Source organism: Leifsonia sp. C5G2 (assembly GCF_013359685.1).
Classification (GTDB): domain Bacteria; phylum Actinomycetota; class Actinomycetes; order Actinomycetales; family Microbacteriaceae; genus Leifsonia.
The window spans coordinates 82,679-108,064 of record NZ_JABFMV010000008.1 but is presented as its reverse complement, the minus strand read 5'-3'; the positions used below and the strand labels follow the sequence as shown (position 1 = coordinate 108,064).

Genomic DNA, 25,386 nt, shown 5'->3' with positions numbered 1-25,386 from the left:
GTTCGCGGCAACTATCTTGACATCGAGACACTTTCTCCCGGCGAACGGTCGGGTTGCGGCCGAGCTATGCCTCGGTCGCCCGCGCACGTTACCCTTTCGTCATGGCTGAGTTGAGACTGGAAGAGTTGAGCGCGCGGAACGTGGTTGCGGCGAACGCGCTCACACTGAAGCCAGGCCAGGAGCAGTTCGTGGCTCCGGTCTCCTACTCGGCCGCTGCGGCCATCCCGGACCCCACGACCTCCTGGCAGCGCGTCGTCCTCGACGGCGACGAGGTCGTCGCCTTCGTCATGGGCAGCTTCGACCCGAACGCCGAGCACGAGGAGTTCAAGGCCATCCTCTGGCGCATCAACGTGGATGCGGACGACCAGGGCCGCGGAATCGGCACCTTCGCGGTCCGCGCCCTCGCCGACGAGGCCCGCGCGCGCGGCCACCAGCGCCTCTACGTCATCTGGGAGTCCGGCGAGCTCGGCCCGGAGCAGTTCTTCCTCCGCAGCGGCTTCCAGCCGATCGGCGAGACCCAGTACGGCGAGACGATCGGTGCCCTCGATCTCTGACGGCCGACCGGGTCCCGACGATGCGCCGGGCTCCTTCGTCGAGCGGGTCCTGAACGTCGTGGACGCCATCCCGCCTGGCCGCGTCATGACCTATGGAGACGTCGCGGCGACGCTCGGCTCGCGGGCCGCGCGCATGGTCGGCCAGGTGATGGCGTACTACGGCAGCGACGTGCCGTGGTGGCGCGTCGTGCGGGCGAGCGGCCATCCGCCCGCGAACCACGAGCACCTCGCCCTGCAGCATTACCGGGCCGAGGGGACGCCGCTCCTGGGCGGCGGGGACGCGCCGTACCGCGTCGACCTGCGCACCGCCCGGCTCGACGGGGCTGTACCGTGGGATGCGGGTGGGGGGAATCATCCCTCCGGCCGATGATTCGTTCAGCCGCGTAGTGTTCACTGCGTTAACAGACCCTGTCCACTTCTCCTGGAGCTGCCCGTGCCCCGCATCCGAACCGCCGGAGTCATCGCGACGATCTCCCTGCTCGCCCTGACCCTCTCCGGATGCTCGGTGGTGAGCGCGTTCGAGCCTCACGTGGAGGCGGACATCTTCGATACGGCGAAGGACATGAAGGCAGCCGGCACCTCCGCGTTCGGCTCCCCCGGTTTCGTGCCCGACGACGCGACGATCATCCGGGTCGACTACGACCGCCAGAACGGGTCGGCGATCCTGACCTACGGGGCCAAGTCGATCATCAAGCCGAACGTCTGCATCACGGAGGTCCCGGTCCCGAAGCCGCCGATCCAGGACAGCTGGTGGCCCGTCGACGGTCTGCCGCCGAAGGCCTATCGCTGCCCCGGCGGGTGGACCGCCTTCAACATCGGCGAGCAGGTCTGGGCGGCGAAGGCCGCGACGAAGTAGGTCCCGGCCGCGCGTCGACGCGCTGAAGAAACACCTCCCGGTCAGGCGCCGAGCGGGATGGTCAGCTCCACGATCGTTCCGAGCCCTTCCACCGAACGCACGTCCGCCCGGCCGGACACGGCCTCCACCCGGTCGCGCAGGCCCTCGAGCCCGCCGCCCGGCTCGATGCGGGCTCCGCCCTGACCGTCGTCCTTCACGACGACGCTCACGGTGGAGTCGGCGGCTGCGACCACGACCGAGCAGGTGCGGGCGCGGGCGTGCTTCGCGGCGTTGGCGAGGCACTCGGAGACGCAGTAGTAGATGGTCTCCTCGACGACCTCCGGCAGACGTCCCGGAATGTCGACGTCCACCTCGACGGGCAGGTGGCTGCGCATCCCGAGCTCCTCGATGGCCGAGCGCAGGTCGCCGTCGGTGAGCACGGTCGGGTGGATGCCGCGCGCCAGCTCCCGCAGCTCCCGCAGCGCGTCCGCGAGCTGACCGGACGCGCGCTGGAGGTCGCCGGCGAGGTCCTCGTCGCCGTGCGCCTCGGCCTTCGCGGTGGCGATCCGCAGGCTGATCGCGAGCGAGACCAGTTGCTGCTGGCTGCCGTCGTGCAGGTCGCGTTCCAGCCGCCGACGGGCCAGGTAGCCCTCCTCGACGATGCGCAGGCGCGACTCCCGCAGCTCCTGGATGGTGCGCTGCAGCCGCTCCCGCAGCCGGTCGTTGTCGACGGAGAGCAGCAGGGCGGAGGAAACGGCGTCGAGCAACCGGTCGTCCTGCGCGAGGGCGACGTCGTGCTCGATGAGGGCGATCGGGCCCTGGTCCGAGTCGATGGCGAGCGTCGAGCGGCCGGGGCGGTCGGTGGGTCCTGCGTCGGGGACCGGGCTCCCGTCGCTGGTCTGGTACGTCTGCAGCGGTTCGTCCCACCAGAACACGCGGAGCGACGGATCGTGCAGCGTGCGCGCGAGGCTCGACTCCCACAGCTCGCGGTCGACCTTGTCGCGCGCGACGATCACCAGGTCGGCCACGCGGGAGCGCAGCCCGCGCGCGTACATCACTCCGCCGACGAAGGCGGGAGGGATGAGCGCGATCGCGACGGGCGGGATGAACTGCAGCCAGCCGCCGTCCCAGTCGAGCGCGAAGCTCAGCGAGTCCTGCACCGTGCCGTAGCACCAGAGCAGGATCGCCAGCGGCATCACGAACGCGACGCGCCTGGCCGGGAGCGAGCTGGTGAACCAGCGGGCGATGAGGCGGGCGGCGACGGTGAGCATCAGGGCGAGACCGACGGCGCGCCAGGCGATGCCCAGCCAGAAGTCGGCAGTGTCGCTCGGCAGCACCGCGTACGGGTTGGTGGCGCATCCGCACTCCGCGGGCGCGGGCGAGGAGAACAGCAGGATTCCGCCCAGCCGGACCGCGAACGCGACCGCCACGGCCAGCACCACCACGCGGTCGAAGCGCGCGGTCAGCCGACCGGTCGGATAGCAGAGCACGAGGATGCCGACCAGGACGGCCCACAGGTCGGTGACGCCCGCCACCCACGGCCACACCCAGCCCCACTGGCGCACCAGGGGGTACCACGCGCCGGCCGACCAGAAGAGGGCGGCGCCGACCATCAGCCACCCCGGAACGGGACTGCGGACGATACGCCACGCGACCACGGCGCACACGATGTAGACCATGGCGACGGAGATGAAGATGAGCGCCCAGCCCAGGCCCGCAGGACGCGGCCCGTAGTCGCCGGTCATCGCGCTGATCACCTGCGCGATCACGTTGGAGGCGACCGCGACGGCCACCGCGAGCGCGCGGAGGGCGATGCGCGCGAAGGCCGGCCGTCCGGCGTCCATGGGGCTCAGGCGTCCCGGCCGAGGAACCGCAGCACGGCGAGCACCCTCCGGTGGCCCTCCGCGGAGTCCTCCACACCGAGCTTCGCCATGATGTGGCCGATGTGCGACTCGACGGTGCGGAGGCTGAGGTGCAGGTCGCCGGCGATGCCGACGTTCGACTTGCCCTCGGCCATGAGCCGCAGCACGTCGCGCTCGCGGGCGGACAGCGACTCGACGGTTGCCTCGGAGGATCGGGCCGTCACGAGCAGCTGCACGACCTCGGGGTCGACGACGGAGCCGCCGCGGGCGACCGTGCGCACGGCGCTGACCAGCGTGTCGGCGTCGGCGACGCGGTCCTTCAGCAGGTAGCCCGTGCCGCTGCCGGCGCTCATCGCGCGGATCGCGTACGACGCGGTCGTGTACATGGAGAGCAGGAGCACTCCGGCGCGGTTCCCGCCGGCCCGCAGGCGTTCCAGTGCGCGCAGCCCCTCGTCGGTGTGGGTCGGCGGCATCTTGATGTCGAGCACGATGGCGTCGATGCCGTCGTCGTCCGCGACGGCGCCGAGGAGCTCCTCAGCGGTGTCGACCGATGCGACGACCTCCATACCGCCCGCACGCAGGATCTGGCCGATCCCTTCGCGCAGCAGCACTGCATCGTCGGCGACGGCCACCCGGAGCGCGCGGGAACCATCTGTCTGTCCCCCGCTCACGCGCTTACCTTAGCAGGCTGCGGATCGCCTCACCGGTCAGTTCGTCTTTGCTGACGAAGCCCTCTGCCCCGCTGTCGGCCACACGTCTGCCGTAGTCCTTCGCCGAGCGGCTGGAGGTGAGCACGACGACCGCTCCGACGGCCCGCATCGCGGCGACCACGTCGAAGCCGCTGGCGTCCGGCAGGCCGATGTCGAGGAGGACGACGTCGGGGGCCAGCCGCCTGCTCAGCTCGACGCCGCGAGCCGCCGTGTCCGTGTCGCCCACGACCGTGAACCGCTCCAGACGGAGCAGCTCCGCGGCTTGTTCGCGGAACCGTTCGTGGTCGTCGACGATCACAACACGGAGGGACATGTGCCCATCATCTCCGCACGCGACCCGGCATTCATCCGTGCCTCCACGCATTCGGAATCTCGTGACCCCCCGGATGCGGGTCAGATCGGGCGAGGCCACGATATGAGACAACCTCACCGACCCGAACGGAGGGGGACCCGCCCGTCGTGGCGGGACGTACGACCGAGGAGAGGGCGATGTCCACCGTCACGCGAGCCGCCGACCCGACCGGCGCCGCCGACCCCGACGGCACGGCCGTCCGGCCCGGCCCGGCGTCCGGGGCGGCCGCCGGCGCAGCGCCCTCTCCCGTGGTCGTGATCGACCTCGACCGTGCCGCCCGCCGGTTCCGCGAACTGCGCGAGGCTCTGCCGTGGGTGGATGCGCGCTACGAGGTGACCGCACTGGCCCACCCCCGCCTGCTGGCCGGCTTCGCCGCGGACGGTTCCGGCTTCAGCGTGGCGAGCGACGCCGGGCTGGAGGCGCTCCGCCGCGTCGACGCCGATCCGCGCCGTGTGCTGCACGCCGCGACCGGGGCGGCGTGGCACGAGCGCCGGCGTGCGTGGGACGCCGGGGTGCGCCTGTTCGTCGTGGACGACGTCCACGCCCTCGACGTCTTCGTTGGCGCACCGGCCGAGACGGCTGTGCTCCTCCGGCTCGCGCCGGAGCATGCGGTGGCGGCCGCGCGCCACGCCCAGATCCTCGGCATCCGCGTGGCGGGCCTGTCCCTCCGCCTGCCCGCGGGTGCCCCGGCCGCCCGGATCGCCGCGGACCTGCGCGAGGCGTCCGCCGCCTACACCGCGATCGCCGCGGCGACCGGGCGCAGGCCCGCGATGCTCGACCTCGGCGAGATCCTGGCGACGCGCGCCTCCGTGCGCCCGGCGGAGGTCGCCGAGCTCGCCCGCAGCGTCCGCTCGCTGATCGCCCCTGCGACCTTCGGCACGGTCGTCACCGCGTCGCTCGGCCGGGCGGTCGTCGCCGACTGCATCTCCATCGTCAGCGGCGCCGACGAGCGGTACGCCGACCCGGCCACCGCGAGCGGCTACATCGACGAGGGAGCCGAGGTCGTCATCGTCCGGGCCCGCACCCGCACATCCTCACGCGCTCCGCGTCGCCCGACGCGCGCGCGGACCACCTGGTCCCCGGCCGGCTGACTCGACCCCTCGCCGCCGGAGACAGGAGACGGGGCCACGGGAGTCTCCTCCCGTGGCCCCGTCGGAGCCCTGCCTCGCTGCGCGCTACACCAGCGAGTCGCGCCAGGCGGCGTGCAGCTGGGCGAAGCGCCCTGTGCCGGCGATCAGGTCGTCCGGCGTGCCGTCCTCCACCACCCGGCCGTGCTCCATCACGAGCACGCGGTCCGCGATGGCGACCGTCGACAGACGGTGCGCGATGATCACGGCGGTGCGGTCGGCGAGCAGCGTCTGCAGCGCCTCCTGCACCAGGCGCTCGCTCGGGATGTCGAGCGAGCTGGTGGCCTCGTCCAGGATGAGCACCGACGGGTCGGCGAGGAACGCCCGGGCGAACGAGATCAGCTGCCGCTGACCCGCCGAGACCCGGCCGCCGCGCTTGTTCACGTCGGTGTCGTAGCCGTTCGGCAGGCCCTCGATGAACTCGTGGGCGCCGACCGCCTCCGCCGCCCGCACGATCTCCTCGCGCGTCGCGTCCGGCTTGCCGAGCGCGATGTTGTCGGCGACCGAGCCGCTGAACAGGTAGGCCTCCTGCGTGACCATGACGATCGCGCGGCGCAGGTCCTTCGGGTGCAGGTCGCGCAGATCCACGCCGTCCAGCATCACCGAGCCCTCGCTGGGGTCGTAGAACCGCGAGATCAGCTTGGCCAGCGTCGACTTGCCCGCACCCGTGGAGCCCACCAGCGCGACGGTCTGCCCCGCCGGGATGTCGAGCGTGAACTCCGGCAGGATCACCCGGTCGCGCTTGTACGCGAAGGTCACGCCGTCGAAGCGCACGTGGCCCTCCGCCTGCCACAGGTCGACCGGCTTCACCGGGTCGGGGACGCTCGGCTCCTCCTCCAGGACGCCGGAGATCTTCTCCAGCGCGGCCGCGGCCGACTGGTAGGAGTTGTAGAACATCGCCATCTCCTCGATCGGGTCGAAGAACCGGCGCGTGTACAGCAGCACCGCCAGCAGCACGCCGATCGCGAGCTGGCCGTCGGCGACCCGGAAGCCCCCGACGAGCAGCACGACGCCGACCGCCACGTTGCCGATCATCACGAGGCCCGGGTCGAAGATCCCGAACAGCTGGATGACGCGCGCGTTGACATCCCGGTAGTCCTCGACCAGGCCGCCGAACTCCTTCTCGTTGCGCTTCTCCTTGCGGAACGCCTTGACCGCGCGGATGCCGGTCATGGTCTCCACGAAGTGCACGATCAGCTTGGCCGACGCCACCCGCGAGATGCGGAACAGCCTCTGCGAGCGCTTCTGGAACCAGCGGGTGAGCAGGTACAGGGGCACCAGCGAGCACACCAGCACCACACCGCTCGCCCAGTCGATCGAGAACAGCGCGATCGCGATGAAGAGCATGTACAGCACGCCCTGCACCAGCTGGTTGATGCCGGAGTCGAGCAGCTCGCGGATGGAGTCGAGGTCGCTCGTCTGGCGCGAGATGATGCGGCCGGACGTGTACGACTCGTGGAACTCCAGCGAGAGCTTCTGCGTGTGCAGGAACACCCGCTTGCGCAGGTCGATCAGGATGGCCTGGCTGATCCGCGCGCTCAGCACCGTGTACCAGGCGATCAGGCCGGCGCCGATGATGCCGGTGACCAGGTACGCGACACCGGCGGCCGCCAGCGGGAACCAGTCCTGCTTCAGCAGGGCCGGCAGTCCGTTGTCGATGCCGAACGCGATGATCGCGGGGCCGGCCACCTGCGCGGCCGTGCTCACCACGACCACCACCGCGGTCAGCAGCAGCCGCGACCGTAGCGGATGCAGCAGCGAACCGAGCAGCCGCAGCGAACGCCCGCGGATCTGCCTGCTCTCCTCTTTGCTGAGGTCGTTGCGCTCCTCGCCCTCGACGCCCAGCACTGTCGTCGTGCTCACAGGTTCACCTCCTCCAGGATCTCCTCGTTCTGTTCGTCCTCCAGGCTGGAGATGACGAAGCGGTAGTGCTCGCTGGTGGCGAGCAGTTCGCTGTGGGTGCCGACCGCGGTGATGCGGCCGTCCTCCAGCAGCGCGACCCGGTCGGCGAGCATGACCGTGGACGGCCGGTGCGCGACGATCAGCGCGGTGGTGGAGGCGAGCACCCGCCGGAGGGCCGCCTCGACGAGCGCCTCTGTGTCGACGTCGAGCGCCGACAGCGGGTCGTCGAGCACCAGGATGCTCGGATTCGCCGCCACGGCCCGCGCCAGCGCGAGGCGCTGCCGCTGGCCGCCGGAGAGGCTGAGCCCCTCCTCGCCGACCTTCGTCTCGACGCCCTCTGGCAGGTCGTAGACGAAGCCCGCCTGGGCGATCTCGAGCGCCTCGGTGAGCACTCGCTCCGCTTCCGCCGACACGGGGTCGAGGCCGTCGCGGCCCAGCAGGACGTTGTCGCGCACGGAGGCCGAGAACAGGGTCGCGTCCTCGAAGGCCATGGCGATCGCCTTGCGCAGGTCGTAGCGGGTGAGGTCGCGCACGTCGACGCCGTCGACCTTCACCGCGCCTCCGGTCACGTCGTACAGACGCGTCGTGAGCGCGGTCAGGGTCGACTTGCCGGAGCCGGTCAGGCCGACGAGGGCCATCGTCTCCCCCGGCTTCACCGTCAGGCGCACGCCGTCGAGCAGGTCGGGGAAGCGCTCCGGCGAGTCCTGGTAGCGGAAGTGCACGTCGTCGAAGACGAGCTCGCCCCGGGGCTCCTCGATCGTCTTCGGGTCGGCGGGATCGGTGATGGAGTTGGTCTCGTCCATCACCTCGAAGAAGCGGTCGGCCGCGGTGCGCGTGTCGAACGTCATCGAGAGCAGGAAGCCGATCGACTCGATCGGGAACCGCAGCACGGTGGCCGTCGCGAAGAACGCGACCAGCTCGCCGACCGACAGCTGCCCCTGCGACGAGAGCCAGACGCCGACGACGAGGGAGATGGCAAACGCGATGTCCGGCACCAGCAGCAGCCACAGCCAGATCCCCGCGATCGCCTTGGCCTTCTCGATCTCGGTGCCGCGCAGCTGCTCCGCCTGCGACTCGAAGCTCTTCAGGGCGTGCTTGCCCCGGCCGAAGGCCTTGAGAACGCGGATGCCGTGCACCGACTCCTCCACGGCCGTGGCGAGGTCGCCGGCCTGGTCCTGGCTGCGGCGGGCGACGACCGAGTACTTGTTCTCGAAGACGAAGCCGTAGATCCACAGCGGCACCGAGCACACCAGGAAGATGAGCCCGAGGATCCAGTTCCAGCCGATCAGGATGGCGAAGCCGACGATGATCGTGACCACGTTGACCACCAGCAGCACGATGCCGAAGGACAGCCAGCGGCGGATCAGGCTGAGGTCGCTGACGGCGCGCGACAGCAGCTGGCCGCTCGGCCAGCGGTCGTGGAAGGCGACGGGCAGGTCCTGCAGCTTCTCGTAGAGCGCGTTGCGCATCCTCGCCTCGACGTGGGTGCCCGGGGTGAGCACGAACCAGCGGCGCAGCGAGATGAACACCGCCTCCGCCGCGCCCAGCCCGACCACGAGCAGTGCAGCCGGCCAGACTGCGCTGGGGTCACCGGTCGACAGCGGGCCGTCGACCAGCCAGCGCAGCACCTGGGGGATGCTGAGCGCGACCAGGCTGGCGAGCAGCGCGGCCACCATGCCGAGCACGATGCGGGGCGCGGCGGACTTGGCGAACGGCAGGATGCGCAGCAGGGTGCGGACGGTGCTCGACCGCTTCTTCGTGGTGTTCTTCTGTGCCGTGGCGACAGACATGGAGATTCCGTTTTCTGTGAGTGGTCCGACGTCGTGGGTCGGCGGCGACCACGCGGAGGAGTCGCCGAAGGCCTGCCGACGGTGGCAGACCCTGTGAGTGAGGGAGCGGGTGCGCGCGGGAACGGCGCGGGGCGGGTGACCTACCGCCCGTACGGTCGGGCGCCGGCCACACGGGCGGCGACGGACCCGGGCACGGTGGTCTTTCGTGCGGTCTCGATCGTCGTCATGGCGTCCTCCCAGCCTCGATGTATGCGTCCTCAGTGCCGCGACAAGGCAGCCCTACAGAATATTGCCAGGTTCATTGAGTTCGCAAGAGTTTTCTTGGATGCGGTCGTCTGGAACGACTGCGGCGGGTCGACCCGTCGCCGTCGTTCCGCACGCACGCAGTCGCGGCGGCGGCCCGCCCGCGTCAGCGGATGCGGATGGAGAGGCAGGTGACGCAGCCCTCGAGCTTCTCGAACTCCGAGATGTCGACCTGGACGACCGTGTAGCCGAGGTCCTCGACCAGGGCCACCGACTGCGGCGCCGACGACGACATCAGCACGGTGTCGTCGGAGAGCACGACGACCGCGGTGCCGTGCGCCTCGGGCACCGGGAGGAAGCGCTCGAAGATGCGCGGATCGTCCACGATGGGCTCGTACCCGATGACGGTGCCGTCGGGCAGGGCGGTGACCGCGGTCTTCAGGTGGAGCGCCTTGGTCACCGGCACGGCGACGACCGAGTAGCCGAGCGGGCCGGCGATGGCGCGCAGCTGGCGGATGCCCTCGGCGTTCGTGCGGCCGCCGCGGCCGACGTACACGGTCGAGCCGACCTTGAGGACGTCGCCGCCCTCGAGCGTGCCCGGCGCCACGATCCGCTCGAGGTGCAGGCCCTGGGCGCGCAGGGCGGCCTCGGTGCCCTCCGGCTCGTTCTGGCGCGACTCGGCGCCCGGACGGGTGATGACGGCGAGGTCGCCCAGGACAACGGCCGTGTCCTCGACGAACACCGAGTCGGCCATGCGGTCGGCGCTCGTCACCTCGACGGTCTGCCAGCCGGCCTCGGACAGGGCGGCGACGTAGGCGTCCCACTGCTTGTCGGCGAGCTCCGCATCCACCGGCTCGCGGTCGATGTGGGTGACGAGGCCCTCGGCCAGGTTGGCGGCGGGGATGCGCACGAGCGCGATGCGGCGCTCGGTGCGCTCCCCGCCCTCGATCGTGCGGAACACCGCGTAGCCGGCGGTCGGGAACGCGACCGCGACCGCCAGCCAGAACGGCAGGTTGATGCCGATGAACGACTGGAACAGCTGGCCCCACGCCTCACCGGAAAGGGTCACCTTGAGGACCGTGAACAGGATCAGCGTGCCGAGCAGCGTGCTCACCAGGGCGAGCACGATACCGGTCACGACGGCGATCCAGCGCCGCTCGAAGCCGCCGAGCAGTCCCGCACCGAAGCCGAGCACCAGCGCGACGAGCGTGTTCCATCCCACGTACGGCGTCGTGGTGGCGAGCGCCGCCGAGTTCAGCTGGCTCGCCACCAGGATCACGAACGTCGAGGCGACGAACGCGATCGCAGCGACGGCGACAGCGGCGGAGATGGATGCGGCGAGCCTGCGGCCCCAGGAAGACGTCATGGCATCCAACCTAGCGGAGCGCTGCTATGCGTTCGCTGGCTCCCGCAGCCGGCCGAGCGCCAGTTCCTCCGCGGCCTCGAGCGTGGTGACGCCGCGCTCCGCCGCGACCCGGAAGATCTCGGTCACCGTGTCGCCGATGCGCTCGACCCGCTCCTGCGTCGCCTCGGCCGTGATGCCGGGCTCTCCGGCCATCGAGAGGAAGATGACGCCTCCTGCGTTGACCACGAAATCGGGGGCCCACAGGATGCCGCGGGCGGCCAGGCGCGCGGCCCCGGAGCGCTCCGCCAGCTGGTTGTTAGCGGGCCCGACCACCGCGCGCACGCGCAGCTCGTCGATGACGCGCTCGGTGAGCACGCCCCCGACGCCGGCCGGGACGAACACATCGCCCTCGACGCGGTGCGCCTCCTCGGGCTCGACCCAGGTGGCGCCGATCGCCTCGGCGAGCGCGCGCTTCGCGGGGTTCACGTCGGTGACCGTCAGCACGGCTCCCTCGCTCGCCAGCCGCATCGCGATCAGCGAGCCGACGTGGCCGAGGCCGAGCACGATCACGTGCCGGCCGGCCACCGAGCGGCTGCCGAAGACCTGCTCCAACGTCGATTGCAATCCGGCGTAGACGCCGGCCGCCGTCGCGTCGCTGGGCTCGCCGACGCCGCCCTCCGACGGCGGGAGTCCGCACACGTGCGCGGTGCGGGTGGCGACGACCGACATGTCCTCCGCGCTCGTGCCCACATCCTCAGCGGTCATGTACGCGCCGCCGAGCGTCTCGACGGCGTCGCCGAGGTCGAGCATGGCCTCGTACCGCTCGGTCGGGGTCAGCGTCGTGCCGCGAGGCACGTAGACGACCGCCTTGCCGCCGCCGCGGTTGAGGCCCGCGGCCGCGTTCTTCATCGTCATCCCCTCGGCCAGGCGCAGCGAGTCGGACACGGCCTCCTGCCAGGAGTCGTACGTCCAGACCCGGCAGCCGCCGAGGGCGGGGCCGAGGACGGTGGAGTGGACCGCGATGCTGATGGTGAGGCCGCTCCGCCTCCCCTTCACGACGTGCAGTGTTTCGTGGGGCAGGTCAGCGGGCAGGACGGACATCGGTGTCTCCTCGTGGGATCGCGGTGAAAAAGGTGTGGCGGTCTTGTGGACCGCCGTCCATTCTCCCGCGCCCGCGGGACGTAAGCAACGTGCGACGCGGCCTCAGTGGAAGAAGTGCCGCTCCCCCGTGAAGTACATGGTCACGCCGGCCGCCTTGGCCGCCTCGACGACCTCCTCGTCGCGGATGCTCCCGCCCGGCTGCACGATCGCCCGAACGCCGGCGTCGATCAGGATCTGCGGGCCGTCCGCGAACGGGAAGAACGCGTCGGAGGCCGCCACGGAGCCGCGGGCACGGTCGCCCGCCCGGCTCACCGCGAGGTTGCAGGAGTCGACGCGGTTGACCTGGCCCATGCCGACGCCGACCGAAGCGCCGTCGTGGGCGAGCAGGATGGCGTTCGACTTGACCGCTCGGCACGCCTTCCAGGCGAACTCGAGGTCGGCGCGGGTGGCCGCGTCGGCCTCCTCGCCGGCGACGAGCGTCCACCCGGCGGACGAGAACCCATCGAAGCGGTCGCTGTCCTGCACGAGCACGCCGCCCGAGATCTGCCGGAACTCGGTCAGCGCACGCGCGTAGCCCTCGGGCAGCTGCAGGATGCGCAGGTTCTTCTTGGTTTGCAGCAGCTCCAGCGCCTCCGGCTCGTACGCCGGAGCGATGAGCACCTCGGTGAAGATGCCCTTGACCGTCTCGGCCATGGCGAGCGTCACCGTGCGGTTGGCCGCGATCACGCCGCCGTACGCGGAGACCGGGTCGCACTCGTGCGCCTTGCGGTGCGCCTCGGCGATGTCGTCGGCGACGGCGATGCCGCACGGGTTGGCGTGCTTGATGATCGCCACCGCCGGCTGGTCGAAGTCGTACGCGCTGCGCAGCGCGGCGTCGGCGTCGACGTAGTTGTTGTACGACATCTCCTTGCCGCCGAGCTGTGTCGCCTGGGCGATGCCGCGTCCCGTGGGGTCGGCGTAGAGGGCCGCGGCCTGGTGCGAGTTCTCGCCGTAGCGCAGCGTCTGCTTGAGTTCGGCGCGGGCCTCCCAGCGCTCCGGGAAATCCAGGGTCGAGGGAGCCTGTCCGGCGAACCACGCCGCCACCGCGCCGTCGTAGGCGGCCGTGTGCGCGAACGCCTTGGAAGCGAGCTCACGCCGCTGGTCGAAGGTCGTCCCGCCCGCGGCGACGGCCTCGATCACGGCGGAATAGTCGTCGGGCGAGACCACGATCGCGACATTGGCGTGGTTCTTCGCCGACGCACGGACCATCGCCGGGCCGCCGATGTCGATCTGCTCGACCACGTCGTTGCCGACCGCCCCGGAAGCGACCGTCTCGACGAACGGGTACAGGTTCACGACGACGAGCTCGAACGGATCGATCCCCAGCTCCTTCAGCTGCTCCTCGTGCGAGGCGAGCCGGAGGTCGGCGAGGAGACCGGAGTGGATGGCCGGGTGCAGCGTCTTGACGCGGCCGTCGAGCGACTCCGGGAACCCGGTGACGCTGGCGACGTCGGTCACGCCGTAGCCCGCATCCCGGATCGTCTGCGCGGTGGAGCCGGTGGAGACGATCTCGACGCCGGCGGCCGCCAGGGCGGCGGCCAGGTCGAGCAGCCCGGTCTTGTCGCTGACCGAGATCAGGGCGCGGCGGACGGGGACGAGGTCCCGTTCGCGGTACAGGCTGGCGTCGTGGCGGGGTCCGCTCATGCTCTGGCAAGCTCCTCGAGGTCGATGTGTCCGTTGGCGATGTCGAGCACGGCGTCGATGAGCAGCCGTCGCTCCACGGGTTTGATGCGCTCGTGCAGGGCGGCCTCCGTGTCGCCGGGAAGCACCTCCACGCGCTCCTGGCTGATGATCGGGCCCGCGTCCACTCCGTTGTCGACGACGATGAGGCTCGCGCCGGTCTGGGTCACTCCGGCGGCGATCGCATCCCGCACCGCGTGGGCCCCCGGGAACTCGGGCAGGTAGGCGGGATGCGTGTTGATGAGGTTCGGGGACAGGGCCTCCACCACCCGCGGCGGCACGAGGCGCATGAAACCGGACAGGATGGTCAGGTCGGGCTCCCACTGGCGGATCTGCTCCAGCAGGGCGTCCCCCCACTCCTCCCGGCTCGCATACGAGGTGAACGGCACGCTGAAGGTCGGGATGCCGAAGCGCTCGGCGTGCTCGAACCCGTCGGCCTCGCGGTCGGCCCCGACGGCGACGACGCGCGCCGGGAACTCCGCGTCCTCCGACGCCTCCAGCAGAGCGCGCAGGTTGGAGCCACCGCCGGAGATCAGCACCACAATCGAGAGCACCCCACAAGCCTAGCGGCGAGCGGCGCCCCCGATCACCGCCGGGCGCGGCCCCCGGCGGCGCGACGGCCGGAGACGGCGAGGCCGATGGCCGCCGCGACCGCGACCTCGGCCGCCGCGAGACCCCCGACGAGCCAGGGGTTCGGGCCGACGTCGTGCAGGCGGCCGGGACCGAGCGCCCCGGAGGACCACCACGCGAGCAGGCCGAGCTGGATGCCGGCGACGGCGCCCATCCCGAGGGCCGTCAGGGCGACCGAGCGGACGCCCTCGATCCGGTGCGCTCCCGGGCGCGCACGCAGCAGCACCCCGCTGACGAATCCCGCGAGGATCGGGACGACGACGCCGACGAGTCCGAAGGCGAAGCCGCCGGGCGGGATCACGCCGAACAGCGGAAGGCCCGGCAACGGCCCCAGCGCCGTCCCGAGCGGGCTGACGGCGGAGCCGGTGCCGATCGCGAAGCCCGGGCCGATCAGCCAGGACGCCATCCACACCACCAGGTTCGGGAGGATGGCGAGCTGCCCGACCGTCAGGGCCACGCCTCCCGCCACACCGGTCTGCAGCTGCTCGTAGAGGCCGATGATGGCGCCGTAGTTGCCGAAGATGAGCAGGGCGAGCACGAGCGCCGCGAGGCCGACGATCATCGCCGTCGCGGCCGAGCCGCCGCGCACGACGGCGACGGCGCCGTCGGCGAGCGCCTCCGGGATCGCCCGGGTCCGGGTGCGGAGGAGGGACAGCACGGCGACACCGCCCGCATCCGTCCGCGGTGCGCGGGGGTTCGCGGCGCCCTCCACCGAGCGCACCGCCGAGTCGTCCTCGGCCGTACCGCGCAGTGCGGCCAGCCCGAGACCTGCGGCGATGCCGATGCCGTAGACGAACGGCGGGAGCACGATGCCCTGCCAGATCGACGGCTGCACCATCGGCGCGCCCGCCGTCAGCACGACGAGGGTGGCGATGACCGCAAACGTCGCCAGCGCGCTCGCCGCGCCGACGAGACGCTGTCCGGTGTCGGCGGCGCGCATCCCGGTCCGGACACCGAGGCCGGCCGTGAGGACCGCGAAGCCGAGCAGGGCGATGGTCACCTGGAACGGCGTCCCGGCGGCGGGCAGGCCCAACTGCGCGACGGTCTGCGGGTCGAGCGAGACGGTCAGGTTGACGCCGTGGCCGACCAGCCAGATGTCGGCGGCGGACCGCCACACCACCGTGAAGTCGGCGCCCAGCTGGTACTGCGCCGCCCACAGGATCGCGATGGGGACCAGGCAGATGCCGAGGCCGATGGCGGCGACGATGAGCGCCTCCAGCGCGGCGAGCAGGGCGACGGTTGTGCGACTCATGACCGAACGGAGCCTACCGGCGCCGTCGCGGCCGGAGCCGCCGACACTTCGGCGCTCAGGAGACCGTCATCACGGGGGTCTCGTCGTCCGCCTCCTCCGGGACGGTGATCGCGGGACGCTGCAGCAGCTCCAGGAGCGCGATGGCCAGGGCCGCGAGCACCAGCGTCCAGATGACGAGCGCGGGCGTGATGGGCCGCACGAGCAGCACGACCGCGGCCGCGATCACGGCGACCGCGGCGCGGAGGAGAGCCCGCTGCGCGTACAGCCATTCCCCGACCCTGCCGGTGGTGATGCCGTGGCGCTCTGCCGCGGCCCGAGCCGAGGCGACACCGGACTGGAAGAAGCCGCGCAGGCGCCGGGGCACCGCGAAGGGGCCGGCGTACCAGCCGACGAGCGCGACGGCCAGCGCGAGGACCAGCACCGCGACCGCGGTGGCGATCATCGCGTCCGTCACGGTCGAGTACAGCGTCTGCGCCAGCTTCGACGGCACCAGCGACGGCGAGGCGGACGCGACGAAGACGATCCGTCCCACGGCGAGCGCAGCGAGGGTCAGCGCCATCGCGAGGCCGAGAGCGACCGCTGCCCAGATCAGCGCGAGCGCGCGCCGCCGTGCCACGATCACGCCGAGGGCGAGCAGGCCGATCGCCACCCACGGCAGCCAGGCGCCCGCGGCGATCGCCAGGCCGTAGAACAGCTGGAGGGTCGGGATGGACGAGTTCTGCGCCACCGTCACCGTGCGGTCCACGGACGGGATCTGCGAGGCGAAGGTGAGCCCCTGATCCACCAGCAGCTGTTTCACCCGGTCGATGATGGGGCCGAGCTGGATGCCGATGGAGCCGTCCGCCCCGACGGTGACCGCGGCCTTCGGGTCGTTCTGCATCGTGGCGACGAGCTGGTCGTGGCTCGTACGCAGGGCCTGCTCCCAGACCTGAGCGAATGCGTCGGAGGCGACGAACCGCTGCACGGTGGAGCTCATCAGCGACACGATGCCCTGCGCCAGCGGCCCCTTGAGGGCGTTGAGAGCCTTCGTCGCCACCGGGCCCGTCCCGAGCTCTGTGATGCCGTCGATCACCTGCGAGGTGACCTGCGGGATGTCGACATGGTCCTGGACGGCCTTCACCGCCTGGTCGGTGATGAACCCCTGGACGGCCGGATCCTTCGCCAGCGGCGCATAGGTCGCGACGAACGAGTCCGTGTCGGTCAGCTGGATCTTCGCCCACGACGCCACGACCGCGACGGGCGCCAGGATCGCACCGAGCACGATCAGGACGACCGCGAGCAGCGTCCACGCCCAGCTGCGCCGGTGCTTCACGGGTGCGGCGGGCGGCGGGAGGGGCCGCGTCGCATCCGGGTCGGCGACGGCCTGCTCGCGGAGGGCCGCGTTCTCCTCCTCCAGCGCCTCGATGCGCTCCAGCAGTTCGGCGTTCGTGAGGCGAGCCATGGGCCTCCCCCTTCCGGCATCCAGGTGGCGACACTGTAACGCGCGGGGTCGAGGGTCGGGCAGAGAGCAGTTTCGGGAGCGGACGCCGGGAGGCCGGGACCCTCAGGGATCCCGGCCTCCCGGTTCGTGCGTGCTGCCGTTACAGCGCGGCGTACACCTCGCGCAGCAGGGCGGCGGTCTCGGACGGCGTCTTGCCGACCTTCACGCCTGCGGCCTCCAGGGCCTCCTTCTTCGCCTGCGCGGTGCCCGCCGAGCCGGAGACGATGGCGCCGGCGTGGCCCATCGTCTTGCCCTCGGGAGCCGTGAAGCCGGCGACGTAGCCGACGACCGGCTTGGTGACGTTGGCCTTGATGAAATCGGCTGCGCGCTCCTCCGCGTCGCCGCCGATCTCGCCGATCATCACGATCGCCTTGGTCTCCGGGTCGGCCTCGAACGCGGCGAGCGCATCGATGTGGGTGGTGCCGATGACCGGGTCGCCGCCGATGCCGATGGCGGTCGAGAAGCCCAGGTCGCGCAGCTCGTACATCATCTGGTAGGTGAGCGTGCCGGACTTCGACACCAGGCCGATCGGGCCCTTGCCGGTGATCGTGGCCGGGGTGATGCCGACCAGCGACTCACCCGGGGTGATGATGCCGGGGCAGTTCGGGCCGATGATCCGCGTCTTGTTGCCCTTCTCCTTGGCGTAGGCCCAGGCCTCGGCCGAGTCCTGCACCGGGATGCCCTCGGTGATGACGACGAGCAGCGGGATCTCGGCGTCGATCGCCTCCACCATCGCGTCCTTCGCGAACGCCGGCGGCACGAAGATGATCGACACGTCGGCGCCGGTCTTCTCGATCGCCTCGACGACGGTGCCGAACACGGGCAGCTCGACGTCGCCGTGGGTGACGGTGGTGCCGGCCTTGCGGGCGTTCACGCCGCCGACGACCTGGGTGCCGGCCTTCAGCATCAGAGCGGTGTGCTTGGTGCCCTCGCCGCCGGTGATGCCCTGGACGATGACCTTGGAATCCTTGTTGAGGAAGATAGACATGTTCGTTCGTCCTTCGCTTACTTCGCGGCCAGCTCGGCGGCCTTGTCGGCGCCCTCGTCCATGGTGAGCGCGAGGGTCACCAGCGGGTGGTTCGCCTCGGTGAGGATGCGGCGGCCCTCGTCGACCTTGTTGCCGTCCAGGCGCACCACGAGCGGCTTGTTGGCCTCGCCGCCGAGGATCTCCAGCGCCTTCACGATGCCGTTGGCGACCGCGTCGCAAGCGGTGATGCCGCCGAAGACGTTCACGAAGACGCTCTTGACCTGCGGGTCGTTGAGGATGACGTCCAGACCGTTCGCCATGACCTCGGCCGACGCGCCGCCGCCGATGTCGAGGAAGTTCGCCGGCTTGACGCCGCCGTGCTTCTCGCCCGCGTAGGAGACGACGTCCAGCGTGGACATGACCAGTCCCGCGCCGTTGCCGATGATGCCGACCTGGCCGTCCAGCTTGACGTAGTTGAGGTTCGCGGCCTTGGCCTTTGCCTCCAGCGGGTCGGCCGCGGCCTTGTCCTCGAGCTCCTCGTGGTCGGGGTGGCGGAAGTCGGCGTTCTCGTCGAGCGAGACCTTGCCGTCGAGCGCGATGATGTCGCCCTCCTCGGTCAGGACCAGCGGGTTGACCTCGACCAGGGTCGCGTCCTCGCCGGTGTAGACCTCGTACAGCTTCACGAAGACGGCGGCGACCTTCTCGACGAGGTCCTCCGGGAACCCGGCGGCCTTCGCGATCTCGACGGCCTTCGCGTGGTCGATGCCGCCGCGCGGGTCGACCTCGACGCGGGCGAGCGCCTCCGGCTTCTCCACGGCGAGCTGCTCGATCTCCATGCCGCCCTCGACGCTCGTGAGCGAGAGGTAGGAGCGGTTGGCCCGGTCGAGCAGCACCGAGAAGTAGAACTCGCGGGCGATCCGGGCGCCGCCGGCGACCATCACGCGGCGGACGACGTGGCCCTTGATGTCGAGCCCGAGGATCGCCTTCGCGGCCTCCTCCGCCTCGTCCGGGTTCTTGGCCACCTTGACGCCGCCGGCCTTGCCGCGGCCACCGGTCTTGACCTGCGCCTTGACGACGGTCACACCGCCCAGCTTCTCAGCCGCGGCGCGCACCTCCTCAGGGGTGTCGGCGACGATGCCCGGAAGGACCGGGACCCCGTACTTCTCGAACAGGTCTCTGGCCTGGTACTCGTATAGATCCACGGTTATCCAATCCGCTGATTGCCCGGTGCGCTCGTGGCTGCCGGCTGATTCCTCGAGGCGGCCCGACGCGAGAATAGCTCGACGCCGAGATAAATTCGCCAGGAAGAACTTTAGCGCGTCCGCCTGAACGCCCCGAATCGGGCAAGGTGCGCACAGGGAACGCGCGGCCGTGGTTCTCCACAGATCGGATCGACCGGCACCGCGCAGGAGCGCGCGCCGGAACGGTGGAGGCATGACACATCGACCCTTCACCCTGATCACCGCGGTCAGCCTCGCCGGGCTCGCCGTCTTCCTCGGCGTCCTCCACAGCCTCTTCTCCGCGGGGACCCCGGCGCGGGCGCTCACCGGCGACGGCCACGGTCCCGGCTACCAATCGTCCGACGGCTGGTGGCTCGGCAGCTACCACTTCGACGACGGCGCGATCGGCTTCTGCCTGCATCCTGCGAAGAAGGCACCGACCGGACTCGAGTACAGCTACGCCGATGCGGCATCGACAGGGTGGTGGACACCGGAGCAGGCCGCCGTCTTCGCCTACATCGCCCGCACGTGGGCCGGGTCCGGAGACCGCACGACCGCCGCGGCCGGCCAGCTGGCGACGTGGATGCACGCCGGACTCCACCCGGCCGACGCCCGCAGCAAGGCGGCCCGCGCGGGGAACGACGGAGACGCCGTCTTCGCCCGCGCGATGGAGATGCTGGACGAAGCCCGGAGCCGGGCGTCGACCGGTGTCCGGGCCGCCGTCGTGGTCGAACTGGCCGAGACCGGGCCCGGCAGGGTGCGTGTGGAGCTCACGGTCGACCGGCTGTCCGGTCCGGAGGTGCTCCCGCCCGCGGCTCACCTGGTGCAGACGACCCTGACCGGGGCGACCTTCGCCGATGGCTCGACGACCGCCTCCCTCGCCTCCGGAACGGACGCCGACATCGCCCCGACCGGGAGCGAACCCAGCGTGTCGGTCAGCGCGACGGCCACGACAGGAGAGCTGCCGTACGGCAATGCGGTCACCGTGGCGCTCCCGGCGACGGACGCACAGGCGGTCCTGATCGCCCAGCCGTCGTCCGCCTCCGCGAGCGCGTCGGCCGACGCGAAGGGCCCGTCGCCCCTGCCCTTCCAGCCGCAGGTCGAGACCCGGACGTCCGCGCCGGAAGCGCGACCGGGCGCAGAGGTGACCGACACCCTGATCGTCTCGGTGACGGACGGAGAGGGTCTGCTGCCGACCTGGGGCGTGCACGAGACGGAGAACGGCTTCGAGCCCGTCACCGCTGTCGTGCAGAGCACGCTGCACGGTCCCTTCGCCGATCCCATCGCTGTCGCGCCGGAAGCACCGGCCGGAGCGCCGGCCGTGTGTACCGTCGAGACGGTGGTGAACGGGGCGGGCCGCTACACGACACCGGCCTGCACGCTTCCGGCGGACGGCTATTACGTCTGGACGGAGCAGATCGACCCGGAGCGCACCGATCCGGCCGCAGGAGGCGCGCGGCTCAAGCCGTGGCGCTCGTCCTTCGGCATCGCGAGCGAGGTGACCCGGGCGACCACGGCGATGTCCCCCGCCGTCACCCCGACCGAGCTCGCCGCGACCGGTGCCGCGGACTCGGTCGTGCCGGCGCTCTTCGGGACCGGGGCAGGCGTCGCGGGGGCGACCATGCTCACCGCTGCGCGTCTGCGCGGGCGTCGTGGGGAGGGGCCGCGCGGCGCGCGTCACGTCCGAAGAAAGACACGTCCTGGCCGCACTCACTCGCTCGCCGTTGGCCGGCTCGTGGGGGGCCGGCTCGTGGGGGGCCGGCTCGTCGGGCCGCGACACCCGCGGTCGACCTGGTTCCGGGCATGAGCCTCGCTATGCCGCCCCTCTCCGCACCTTCGCAGGCACGGACGGCACCATGGGGACATGGGGAACGGCAGGGGCTTCCGACCGGTCGCGGTGGAGGACATCGCGGCGGAGGCCCTCTCGTTCGCCGGCGGCGCCCGGGCGCTCCTGCTCCAGATCGCACACCCCGCGGTCGGTCGTGGCGTGGTGGACCACAGCGATTTCGCCTCCCGGCTGATGGACCGCTTCGAGGGCACCGTGCTCTACCTCATGGCGACCATGTACGGGTCACCGGAGGAGCGGGCGGCGGTGCGCCGGGCGGTGAACCGGGCGCATGCTCCGGTCAGGGGCGTGCACCCGGCCAGCGGTACCACGTACAACGCTTTCGATCCGGACCTTCAGCTCTGGGTCGCCGCCACCCTGTACCAGACGATGATGGACCTCCGCGCGCGAGTCTTCGGCCCGCTTTCGCCGGACGAGGCCGAGACGGCGTACCGCGCCATCTCGCAGGCACCGTCGAACCTGCAGCTGGCTCCCGCGCACTGGCCCGCCGACCGCGCCGGGTTCGACGACTACTGGGAGCGGATGGTCGCGTCGCTCCGGGTCGATGCGGATGTCCTCGCCGTATCGCGTCAGATCCTGTATCCCGCAGGGATCGCCTGGTGGCTGCGACCCGGCCTGCCGCTCATGCGTCTCGTGGCGGCGGGACTCCTCCCTCCGAGCGTGCGCACGGAGTTCCGGCTGCCGTGGGACGGCACCCGGCAGCGACGATTCGACCGGGTGATGCGCTGGACCGGGCGGATCTATCCGCACCTGCCATTGCGGCTCCGGCACCTGCTCCGGGATCGTTACCTCGCGAAGCTCCGGCGACGTGTCGGCTCATCCCCGGCGAGGAACAGCGGCGGGCCCGGCGGAGGTTAGCCCGCGAGTCCACGTCGGCGCTCCACCAGCCGGGCCAGCAGCACCAGCAGGACGCCGATCGCGGAACCCAGCACCGTCTCCAGCACGCGGTCGACCACGAGCACCGGGAGCGGGGTCGGGCTCGCAAGGTGCGAGACGGAGAGCGCGAGCGGGGTGATGAACACCAGCGCCGCCCCGTAGTGCCGGGCGACCAGGATCTCGGCGAAGAACTGGCAGACCACGATGATGCAGATCACGGCGAACGCCGGTGGCGACCAGACGAGCAGGAGGGCCGTCACCGCGACTCCGACGATGGTCCCGACGATCCTGTGCAGCGAACGCGAGATCGAGTGCGCCGCGCGGGCCGGCGGTATCACCGCGACGACGCTGACGACGGCCCAGTAGGCGTGCCCGAAGCCGAACAGCAGCGCTATCCCGCCCGCGATGACGACGCCGATGACGTTCTGCGCGACCGTGAGCCAGACCCGCGCGTCCCGAAAGGCCGCGACATCCACGGCCGGACGACGACGGAGTTCGGTGACCAGCCCCCAGCGTGCGAGCGCGCCGCGCTCGACGCCGGGGATCCGCCGGATCGCCCACCCCGACATCGTGAGCAGCCACGCGAAGGCGGCGGCCACCGCGGCGACCCCGAGCCGGGGAAGCGCCTCGCCGGCCGGTGTGGGCACCGCCGCGCAGACCAGCAGCGCGAAGACGAAGAACAGCGCCTGCGGCGGGACCATCTGGAAGACCGTGACGAAGAGCGTCCCCCCGCCGACGACGACCACGAGCGCGAGCACGACGAGAGGCAGCGGCTCGCCGAGCACCGCCAGCCCCGTCCCCGCGGCGATGCACAGCAGCAGGGCGATCGCCGCGACGGTGAGCGTGCGGATCCGCAGTCTGTACGGCTCATTCCGGCCGTACAGGGCGGTGAACGCGCCGAAGGTGGCATAGGCGGTCAGGTCGAGCCGCCCCACCGCGAACAGGGTGAACAGGGGAACCGCGACGGCGAGAGCGGCACGGAGCCCGACCTCGAGGTTGCGCGGTCCGGCGGTGTCCGCCCTCACAGCTTGTCGATCGGAGCGATCTTGATCAGGAGCTTCTTCGCGCCCGCCTTCTCGAACTGCACGTGCGCGACGCGCTTGGCACCCTGCCCGGTCACCTGGGTGACCCGGCCCTCGCCGAAATCGGCGTGGCGGATGCGGTCGCCCGGAGCGAGCTCCAGCTCGCCGTTGTCGCGAACCTTCCCGGTGACCCGGTTCGGCCACTCCGCCTTCGGCCGCTCCTGGCGGAACGGCGCAGCGGCGAGGCTGTCGTTCCAGCCGGAACCTCCCGAGCCGCCGGAGCCGGCGCCCAGGCCCGGTCGACGGGCGTTCAGAGCGCGCGACTGGGTGCCGCCGCGGCCGTTCGCAGACCCCGGAGACTGCCGCCACTCGATCAGATCGGCGGGGATCTCTTGAAGGTACCGACTGGGCATCGCGACGGCGGTCTCGCCGAACTGCGCCCGCGTCATCGCCAGCGAGAGGAACAGTCGCTTCTTCGCCCGCGTGATGCCGACGTAGAACAGCCGGCGCTCCTCCGCAGGTCCCCCCGGCTCGTTCGCCGACATGCGGTGCGGAAGCAGGTCCTCCTCGATGCCGGTGAGGAACACGGCGTCGTACTCGAGGCCCTTCGCGGTGTGCAGGGTCATCAGCGAGACCGCGCCGCTGGAGTCGTCGATCTCGTCCGCGGCTGCGACGAGCGACACCTCGGTGAGGAAGTCCACGAGCGTGCCGTCCGGGTTGTTGCGCGCGAACTCGCGCGTCACCGCCACGAGCTCGTCCACGTTCTCCGCACGCGCCTCGTCCTGCGGATCGCGGCTGTTGCGCAGCGTCTCGATGTAGCCGCTGCCGTCGAGCAGGAACGTCAGCACGTCGGCGACAGGGGCGACCCCGGCCGGGTTCGACGGGTCGATCTTGGCCGCCGCCTCGTCGAGCAGGCTCGACAGCTGCAGAATCGCGTTCGTCACCTTCGGGCCGAGCCCCAGGGAGGCGGCGTCGCGCATGGCGGCACGGAACGTGAGCCCGTTGTCCTCCGCGTAGCTCGCCAGCTGCGTCTCGGTCGCCGGGCCGATGCCGCGCTTCGGCGTATTCAGGATGCGGCGGAGCGCGAGCATGTCATCCGGGTTGGCGACCGTGATCAGGTACGCCATCGAGTCCTTGATCTCGGCCCGCTCGTAGAACTTGGTGCCGCCCATGACCTTGTAGGGCAGCGCCGAGCGGATGAAGATCTCCTCCAGCGCACGGGTCTGCGCGTTGGTGCGGTAGAAGACGGCGATGTCCTTGTAGGCCATGCCCGCGCCGTGCAGCTTCTCGATCTCGTCGGCCACGAACTGCGCCTCGTCGTGGCCGGAGTACCCGGTGTAGCCGATGATCTTCTCGCCATCGCCCACGGCCGTCCAGAGCTTCTTGTCCTTGCGGTCGAAGTTGTTGGAGATGACGGCGTTGGCGGCGCTCAGGATGTTCTGCGTCGACCGGTAGTTCTGCTCCAGCAGCACGACCTTCGCGCCGGGGAAGTCGCGCTCGAACTCGACGATGTTGCGGATGTCGGCGCCGCGGAAGGCGTAGATCGACTGGTCGGAGTCGCCGACGACCGTCAGCGAAGCGCTCGGGATGACGCCCGCCGCGTCGCGGAGCGGACGCACGTTGCGGCCGTGCGACTCCAGGTCGTCGACGATATCGGGAGCGACCGGCATCGTCAGCTCGCGGATGAGCGAGTACTGGGCGTGGTTGGTGTCCTGGTATTCGTCGACCAGGATGTGCCGGAACCGGCTCTGATAGAGCGCTGCCACCCGAGGGAAGGCACGGAACAGGAAGACGGTCTCGGCGATCAGGTCGTCGAAGTCGAAGGCGTTGGCCCGCCGGAGCTCTCGCGTGTACTGGCGGAAGATCTCGAGGAACATCACCTCCTGCGGGTCGCTCAGGTTGGCGGACCGGGCGAAGGTCTCCAGGTCGGTCAGCTCGTTCTTGAGCTTGGAGATGCGGTTCGCCGCAGCGCCGACCGTGAAGCCCAGGGTGTCGGCGTCGAGTTCCTTGATGATCCGCTTGAGGAGGGCGCGGGTGTCGCCCGAGTCGTAGATCGTGAAGCTGGCGGTCTTGCCGATGGTCTCCGCCTCGCGGCGGAGGATGCGGACGCACGCCGAGTGGAAGGTCGAGATCCACATGCCCTGCGCCTTGCCTCCGAGCAACTGCTCGACGCGCTCACGCATCTCGTTCGCGGCCTTGTTCGTGAACGTGATGGCGAGGATCTCGCTCGGCCACGCCTCACGGCTCTCGATGAGGCCCGCGATGCGCCGGGTGAGCACACTGGTCTTGCCGGAGCCGGCGCCGGCCACGATGAGCAGGGCCTGCCCGCGATACTCGGCCGCTTCGCGCTGCTGCGGGTTGAGCCCTTCGAAGAGGCGCTCGCTCGCGCCGCGCCAGCGCTTCCCGGAGCCGTCGCGGGCGGATCCGTCGGCACCGTCGCCCTGCCATCCGTCCAGGATGATCGGTACGGAGGAAGGGGTGGTCTGCGGGGCGTCGGGGAGGCTCGTCATGTCTTCGTCGATTTTAGACGCTGCCACCGTCATTCGGCCGGGA

21 protein-coding genes are annotated in these 25,386 nt (G+C 71.1%); 6 read left to right on the top strand and 15 right to left on the bottom strand.

The features are described 5' to 3' along the window. Positions 1-101 precede the first annotated feature (101 nt). The 3 genes from HNO83_RS12125 (at position 102) to HNO83_RS12115 (ending at position 1,410) form a co-directional block, all read left to right on the top strand. On the top strand, positions 102-554 hold the full coding sequence (locus HNO83_RS12125; RefSeq protein WP_175337773.1) for a GNAT family N-acetyltransferase: 453 nt from the start codon (positions 102-104) through the stop codon (positions 552-554). Continuing rightward, complete coding sequence (locus tag HNO83_RS12120; protein WP_175337772.1) at positions 538-924, top strand: MGMT family protein; 387 nt, start codon at positions 538-540, stop codon at positions 922-924. Before HNO83_RS12125 ends, HNO83_RS12120 begins: the two co-directional genes overlap by 17 nt. Before the next feature lie 63 nt (positions 925-987). Then, positions 988-1,410: a hypothetical protein gene (locus tag HNO83_RS12115; protein WP_175337771.1), complete on the top strand. Its 423-nt coding sequence runs from the start codon at positions 988-990 to the stop codon at positions 1,408-1,410. 41 nt (positions 1,411-1,451) lie between these two features. Here HNO83_RS12115 and HNO83_RS12110 read toward each other — a convergent pair whose 3' ends face one another. The 3 genes from HNO83_RS12110 to HNO83_RS12100 are packed head-to-tail and all read right to left on the bottom strand — an operon-like array spanning position 1,452 to position 4,274. Next, a complete protein-coding gene (locus HNO83_RS12110; RefSeq protein ID WP_175337770.1) occupies positions 1,452-3,233 on the bottom strand; it encodes a sensor histidine kinase in 1,782 nt (593 codons plus the stop codon). Positions 3,234-3,238: 5 nt separating this feature from the next. Beyond that, on the bottom strand, positions 3,239-3,922 hold the full coding sequence (locus tag HNO83_RS20785) for a response regulator transcription factor (RefSeq protein ID WP_349627166.1): 684 nt from the start codon (positions 3,920-3,922) through the stop codon (positions 3,239-3,241). Between the two features lie 4 nt (positions 3,923-3,926). Beyond that, complete coding sequence (locus HNO83_RS12100; RefSeq protein ID WP_175337769.1) at positions 3,927-4,274, bottom strand: response regulator; 348 nt, start codon at positions 4,272-4,274, stop codon at positions 3,927-3,929. Positions 4,275-4,450: 176 nt separating this feature from the next. On the opposite strand from HNO83_RS12100, the gene HNO83_RS12095 reads away from it, so the two are divergent. Continuing rightward, a complete protein-coding gene (locus HNO83_RS12095; RefSeq protein ID WP_175337768.1) occupies positions 4,451-5,404 on the top strand; it encodes a type III PLP-dependent enzyme domain-containing protein in 954 nt (317 codons plus the stop codon). An 84-nt stretch (positions 5,405-5,488) separates the two neighbouring features. On the opposite strand, the gene HNO83_RS12090 is transcribed toward HNO83_RS12095, so the two are convergent. The 10 genes from HNO83_RS12090 to sucC all read right to left on the bottom strand — a co-directional run bounded on the left by HNO83_RS12090 (position 5,489) and on the right by sucC (position 19,071). Then, on the bottom strand, positions 5,489-7,303 hold the full coding sequence (locus HNO83_RS12090; RefSeq protein ID WP_175337767.1) for an ABC transporter ATP-binding protein: 1,815 nt from the start codon (positions 7,301-7,303) through the stop codon (positions 5,489-5,491). Then, positions 7,300-9,132, bottom strand: a complete 1,833-nt coding sequence (locus HNO83_RS12085; protein ID WP_175337766.1) for an ABC transporter ATP-binding protein — start codon at positions 9,130-9,132, stop codon at positions 7,300-7,302. The genes HNO83_RS12090 and HNO83_RS12085 overlap by 4 nt, the downstream gene beginning before the upstream one ends. Before the next feature lie 409 nt (positions 9,133-9,541). Then, positions 9,542-10,741, bottom strand: a complete 1,200-nt coding sequence (gene ddaH / locus HNO83_RS20610) for a dimethylargininase (protein ID WP_175337765.1) — start codon at positions 10,739-10,741, stop codon at positions 9,542-9,544. 24 nt (positions 10,742-10,765) lie between these two features. Next, entirely contained in the window at positions 10,766-11,821 is a 1,056-nt protein-coding gene (locus HNO83_RS12075; protein ID WP_175337764.1) for a Glu/Leu/Phe/Val dehydrogenase family protein, read from the bottom strand. Between the two features lie 102 nt (positions 11,822-11,923). Further along, positions 11,924-13,504, bottom strand: a complete 1,581-nt coding sequence (purH, locus tag HNO83_RS12070; RefSeq protein ID WP_175337763.1) for a bifunctional phosphoribosylaminoimidazolecarboxamide formyltransferase/IMP cyclohydrolase — start codon at positions 13,502-13,504, stop codon at positions 11,924-11,926. After that, the gene (purN, locus tag HNO83_RS12065) at positions 13,501-14,094 is read right to left on the bottom strand and encodes a phosphoribosylglycinamide formyltransferase (RefSeq protein ID WP_175337762.1); all 594 of its coding nucleotides are present in this window, start codon (positions 14,092-14,094) and stop codon (positions 13,501-13,503) included. The genes purH and purN overlap by 4 nt, the downstream gene beginning before the upstream one ends. 32 nt (positions 14,095-14,126) lie before the next feature. Next, entirely contained in the window at positions 14,127-15,422 is a 1,296-nt protein-coding gene (locus HNO83_RS12060; RefSeq protein WP_175337761.1) for a cell division protein PerM, read from the bottom strand. Between the two features lie 55 nt (positions 15,423-15,477). Continuing rightward, the gene (locus HNO83_RS12055; RefSeq protein WP_175337760.1) at positions 15,478-16,863 is read right to left on the bottom strand and encodes a coiled-coil domain-containing protein; all 1,386 of its coding nucleotides are present in this window, start codon (positions 16,861-16,863) and stop codon (positions 15,478-15,480) included. Between the two features lie 139 nt (positions 16,864-17,002). Then, positions 17,003-17,890, bottom strand: coding sequence for a succinate--CoA ligase subunit alpha (gene sucD / locus HNO83_RS12050; protein ID WP_115697861.1), 888 nt, complete (start codon positions 17,888-17,890; stop codon positions 17,003-17,005). A 17-nt stretch (positions 17,891-17,907) separates the two neighbouring features. Continuing rightward, positions 17,908-19,071 carry an ADP-forming succinate--CoA ligase subunit beta gene (gene sucC, locus HNO83_RS12045; RefSeq protein WP_175337759.1) on the bottom strand — a complete coding sequence of 388 codons (1,164 nt, stop codon included), beginning with the start codon at positions 19,069-19,071 and terminating at the stop codon, positions 17,908-17,910. Between the two features lie 232 nt (positions 19,072-19,303). Here sucC and HNO83_RS12040 point away from each other — a divergent pair, with 232 nt between their 5' ends. Both HNO83_RS12040 and HNO83_RS12035 read left to right on the top strand, forming a co-directional pair. Further along, positions 19,304-20,896 (top strand): hypothetical protein, encoded by a 1,593-nt coding sequence (locus HNO83_RS12040; protein WP_175337758.1) that lies wholly within the window; start codon positions 19,304-19,306, stop codon positions 20,894-20,896. A 57-nt stretch (positions 20,897-20,953) separates the two neighbouring features. Then, the gene (locus HNO83_RS12035; protein WP_175337757.1) at positions 20,954-21,793 is read left to right on the top strand and encodes an oxygenase MpaB family protein; all 840 of its coding nucleotides are present in this window, start codon (positions 20,954-20,956) and stop codon (positions 21,791-21,793) included. Here HNO83_RS12035 and HNO83_RS20780 read toward each other — a convergent pair. Continuing rightward, positions 21,790-22,836: an FUSC family protein gene (locus HNO83_RS20780; RefSeq protein WP_175337756.1), complete on the bottom strand. Its 1,047-nt coding sequence runs from the start codon at positions 22,834-22,836 to the stop codon at positions 21,790-21,792. The two genes, HNO83_RS12035 and HNO83_RS20780, sit on opposite strands and share 4 nt — an antisense overlap. Continuing rightward, positions 22,833-25,343 (bottom strand): ATP-dependent helicase, encoded by a 2,511-nt coding sequence (locus HNO83_RS12025; protein WP_175337755.1) that lies wholly within the window; start codon positions 25,341-25,343, stop codon positions 22,833-22,835. Before HNO83_RS12025 ends, HNO83_RS20780 begins: the two co-directional genes overlap by 4 nt. Positions 25,344-25,386 lie beyond the last annotated feature (43 nt).

Coding starts and splice junctions, on each gene's coding strand:
- HNO83_RS12125 (WP_175337773.1), top strand. CDS start 102: ATGGCTGAGTTGAGACTGGAAGAGTTGAGCGCGCGGAACGTGGTTGCG.
- HNO83_RS12110 (WP_175337770.1), bottom strand. CDS start 3,233: ATGGACGCCGGACGGCCGGCCTTCGCGCGCATCGCCCTCCGCGCGCTC.
- HNO83_RS12100 (WP_175337769.1), bottom strand. CDS start 4,274: ATGTCCCTCCGTGTTGTGATCGTCGACGACCACGAACGGTTCCGCGAA.
- HNO83_RS12095 (WP_175337768.1), top strand. CDS start 4,451: ATGTCCACCGTCACGCGAGCCGCCGACCCGACCGGCGCCGCCGACCCC.
- HNO83_RS12085 (WP_175337766.1), bottom strand. CDS start 9,132: ATGTCTGTCGCCACGGCACAGAAGAACACCACGAAGAAGCGGTCGAGC.
- ddaH (WP_175337765.1), bottom strand. CDS start 10,741: ATGACGTCTTCCTGGGGCCGCAGGCTCGCCGCATCCATCTCCGCCGCT.
- HNO83_RS12075 (WP_175337764.1), bottom strand. CDS start 11,821: ATGTCCGTCCTGCCCGCTGACCTGCCCCACGAAACACTGCACGTCGTG.
- purH (WP_175337763.1), bottom strand. CDS start 13,504: ATGAGCGGACCCCGCCACGACGCCAGCCTGTACCGCGAACGGGACCTC.
- HNO83_RS12060 (WP_175337761.1), bottom strand. CDS start 15,422: ATGAGTCGCACAACCGTCGCCCTGCTCGCCGCGCTGGAGGCGCTCATC.
- HNO83_RS12055 (WP_175337760.1), bottom strand. CDS start 16,863: ATGGCTCGCCTCACGAACGCCGAACTGCTGGAGCGCATCGAGGCGCTG.
- sucD (WP_115697861.1), bottom strand. CDS start 17,890: ATGTCTATCTTCCTCAACAAGGATTCCAAGGTCATCGTCCAGGGCATC.
- HNO83_RS12040 (WP_175337758.1), top strand. CDS start 19,304: ATGACACATCGACCCTTCACCCTGATCACCGCGGTCAGCCTCGCCGGG.
- HNO83_RS12035 (WP_175337757.1), top strand. CDS start 20,954: ATGGGGAACGGCAGGGGCTTCCGACCGGTCGCGGTGGAGGACATCGCG.
- HNO83_RS12025 (WP_175337755.1), bottom strand. CDS start 25,343: ATGACGAGCCTCCCCGACGCCCCGCAGACCACCCCTTCCTCCGTACCG.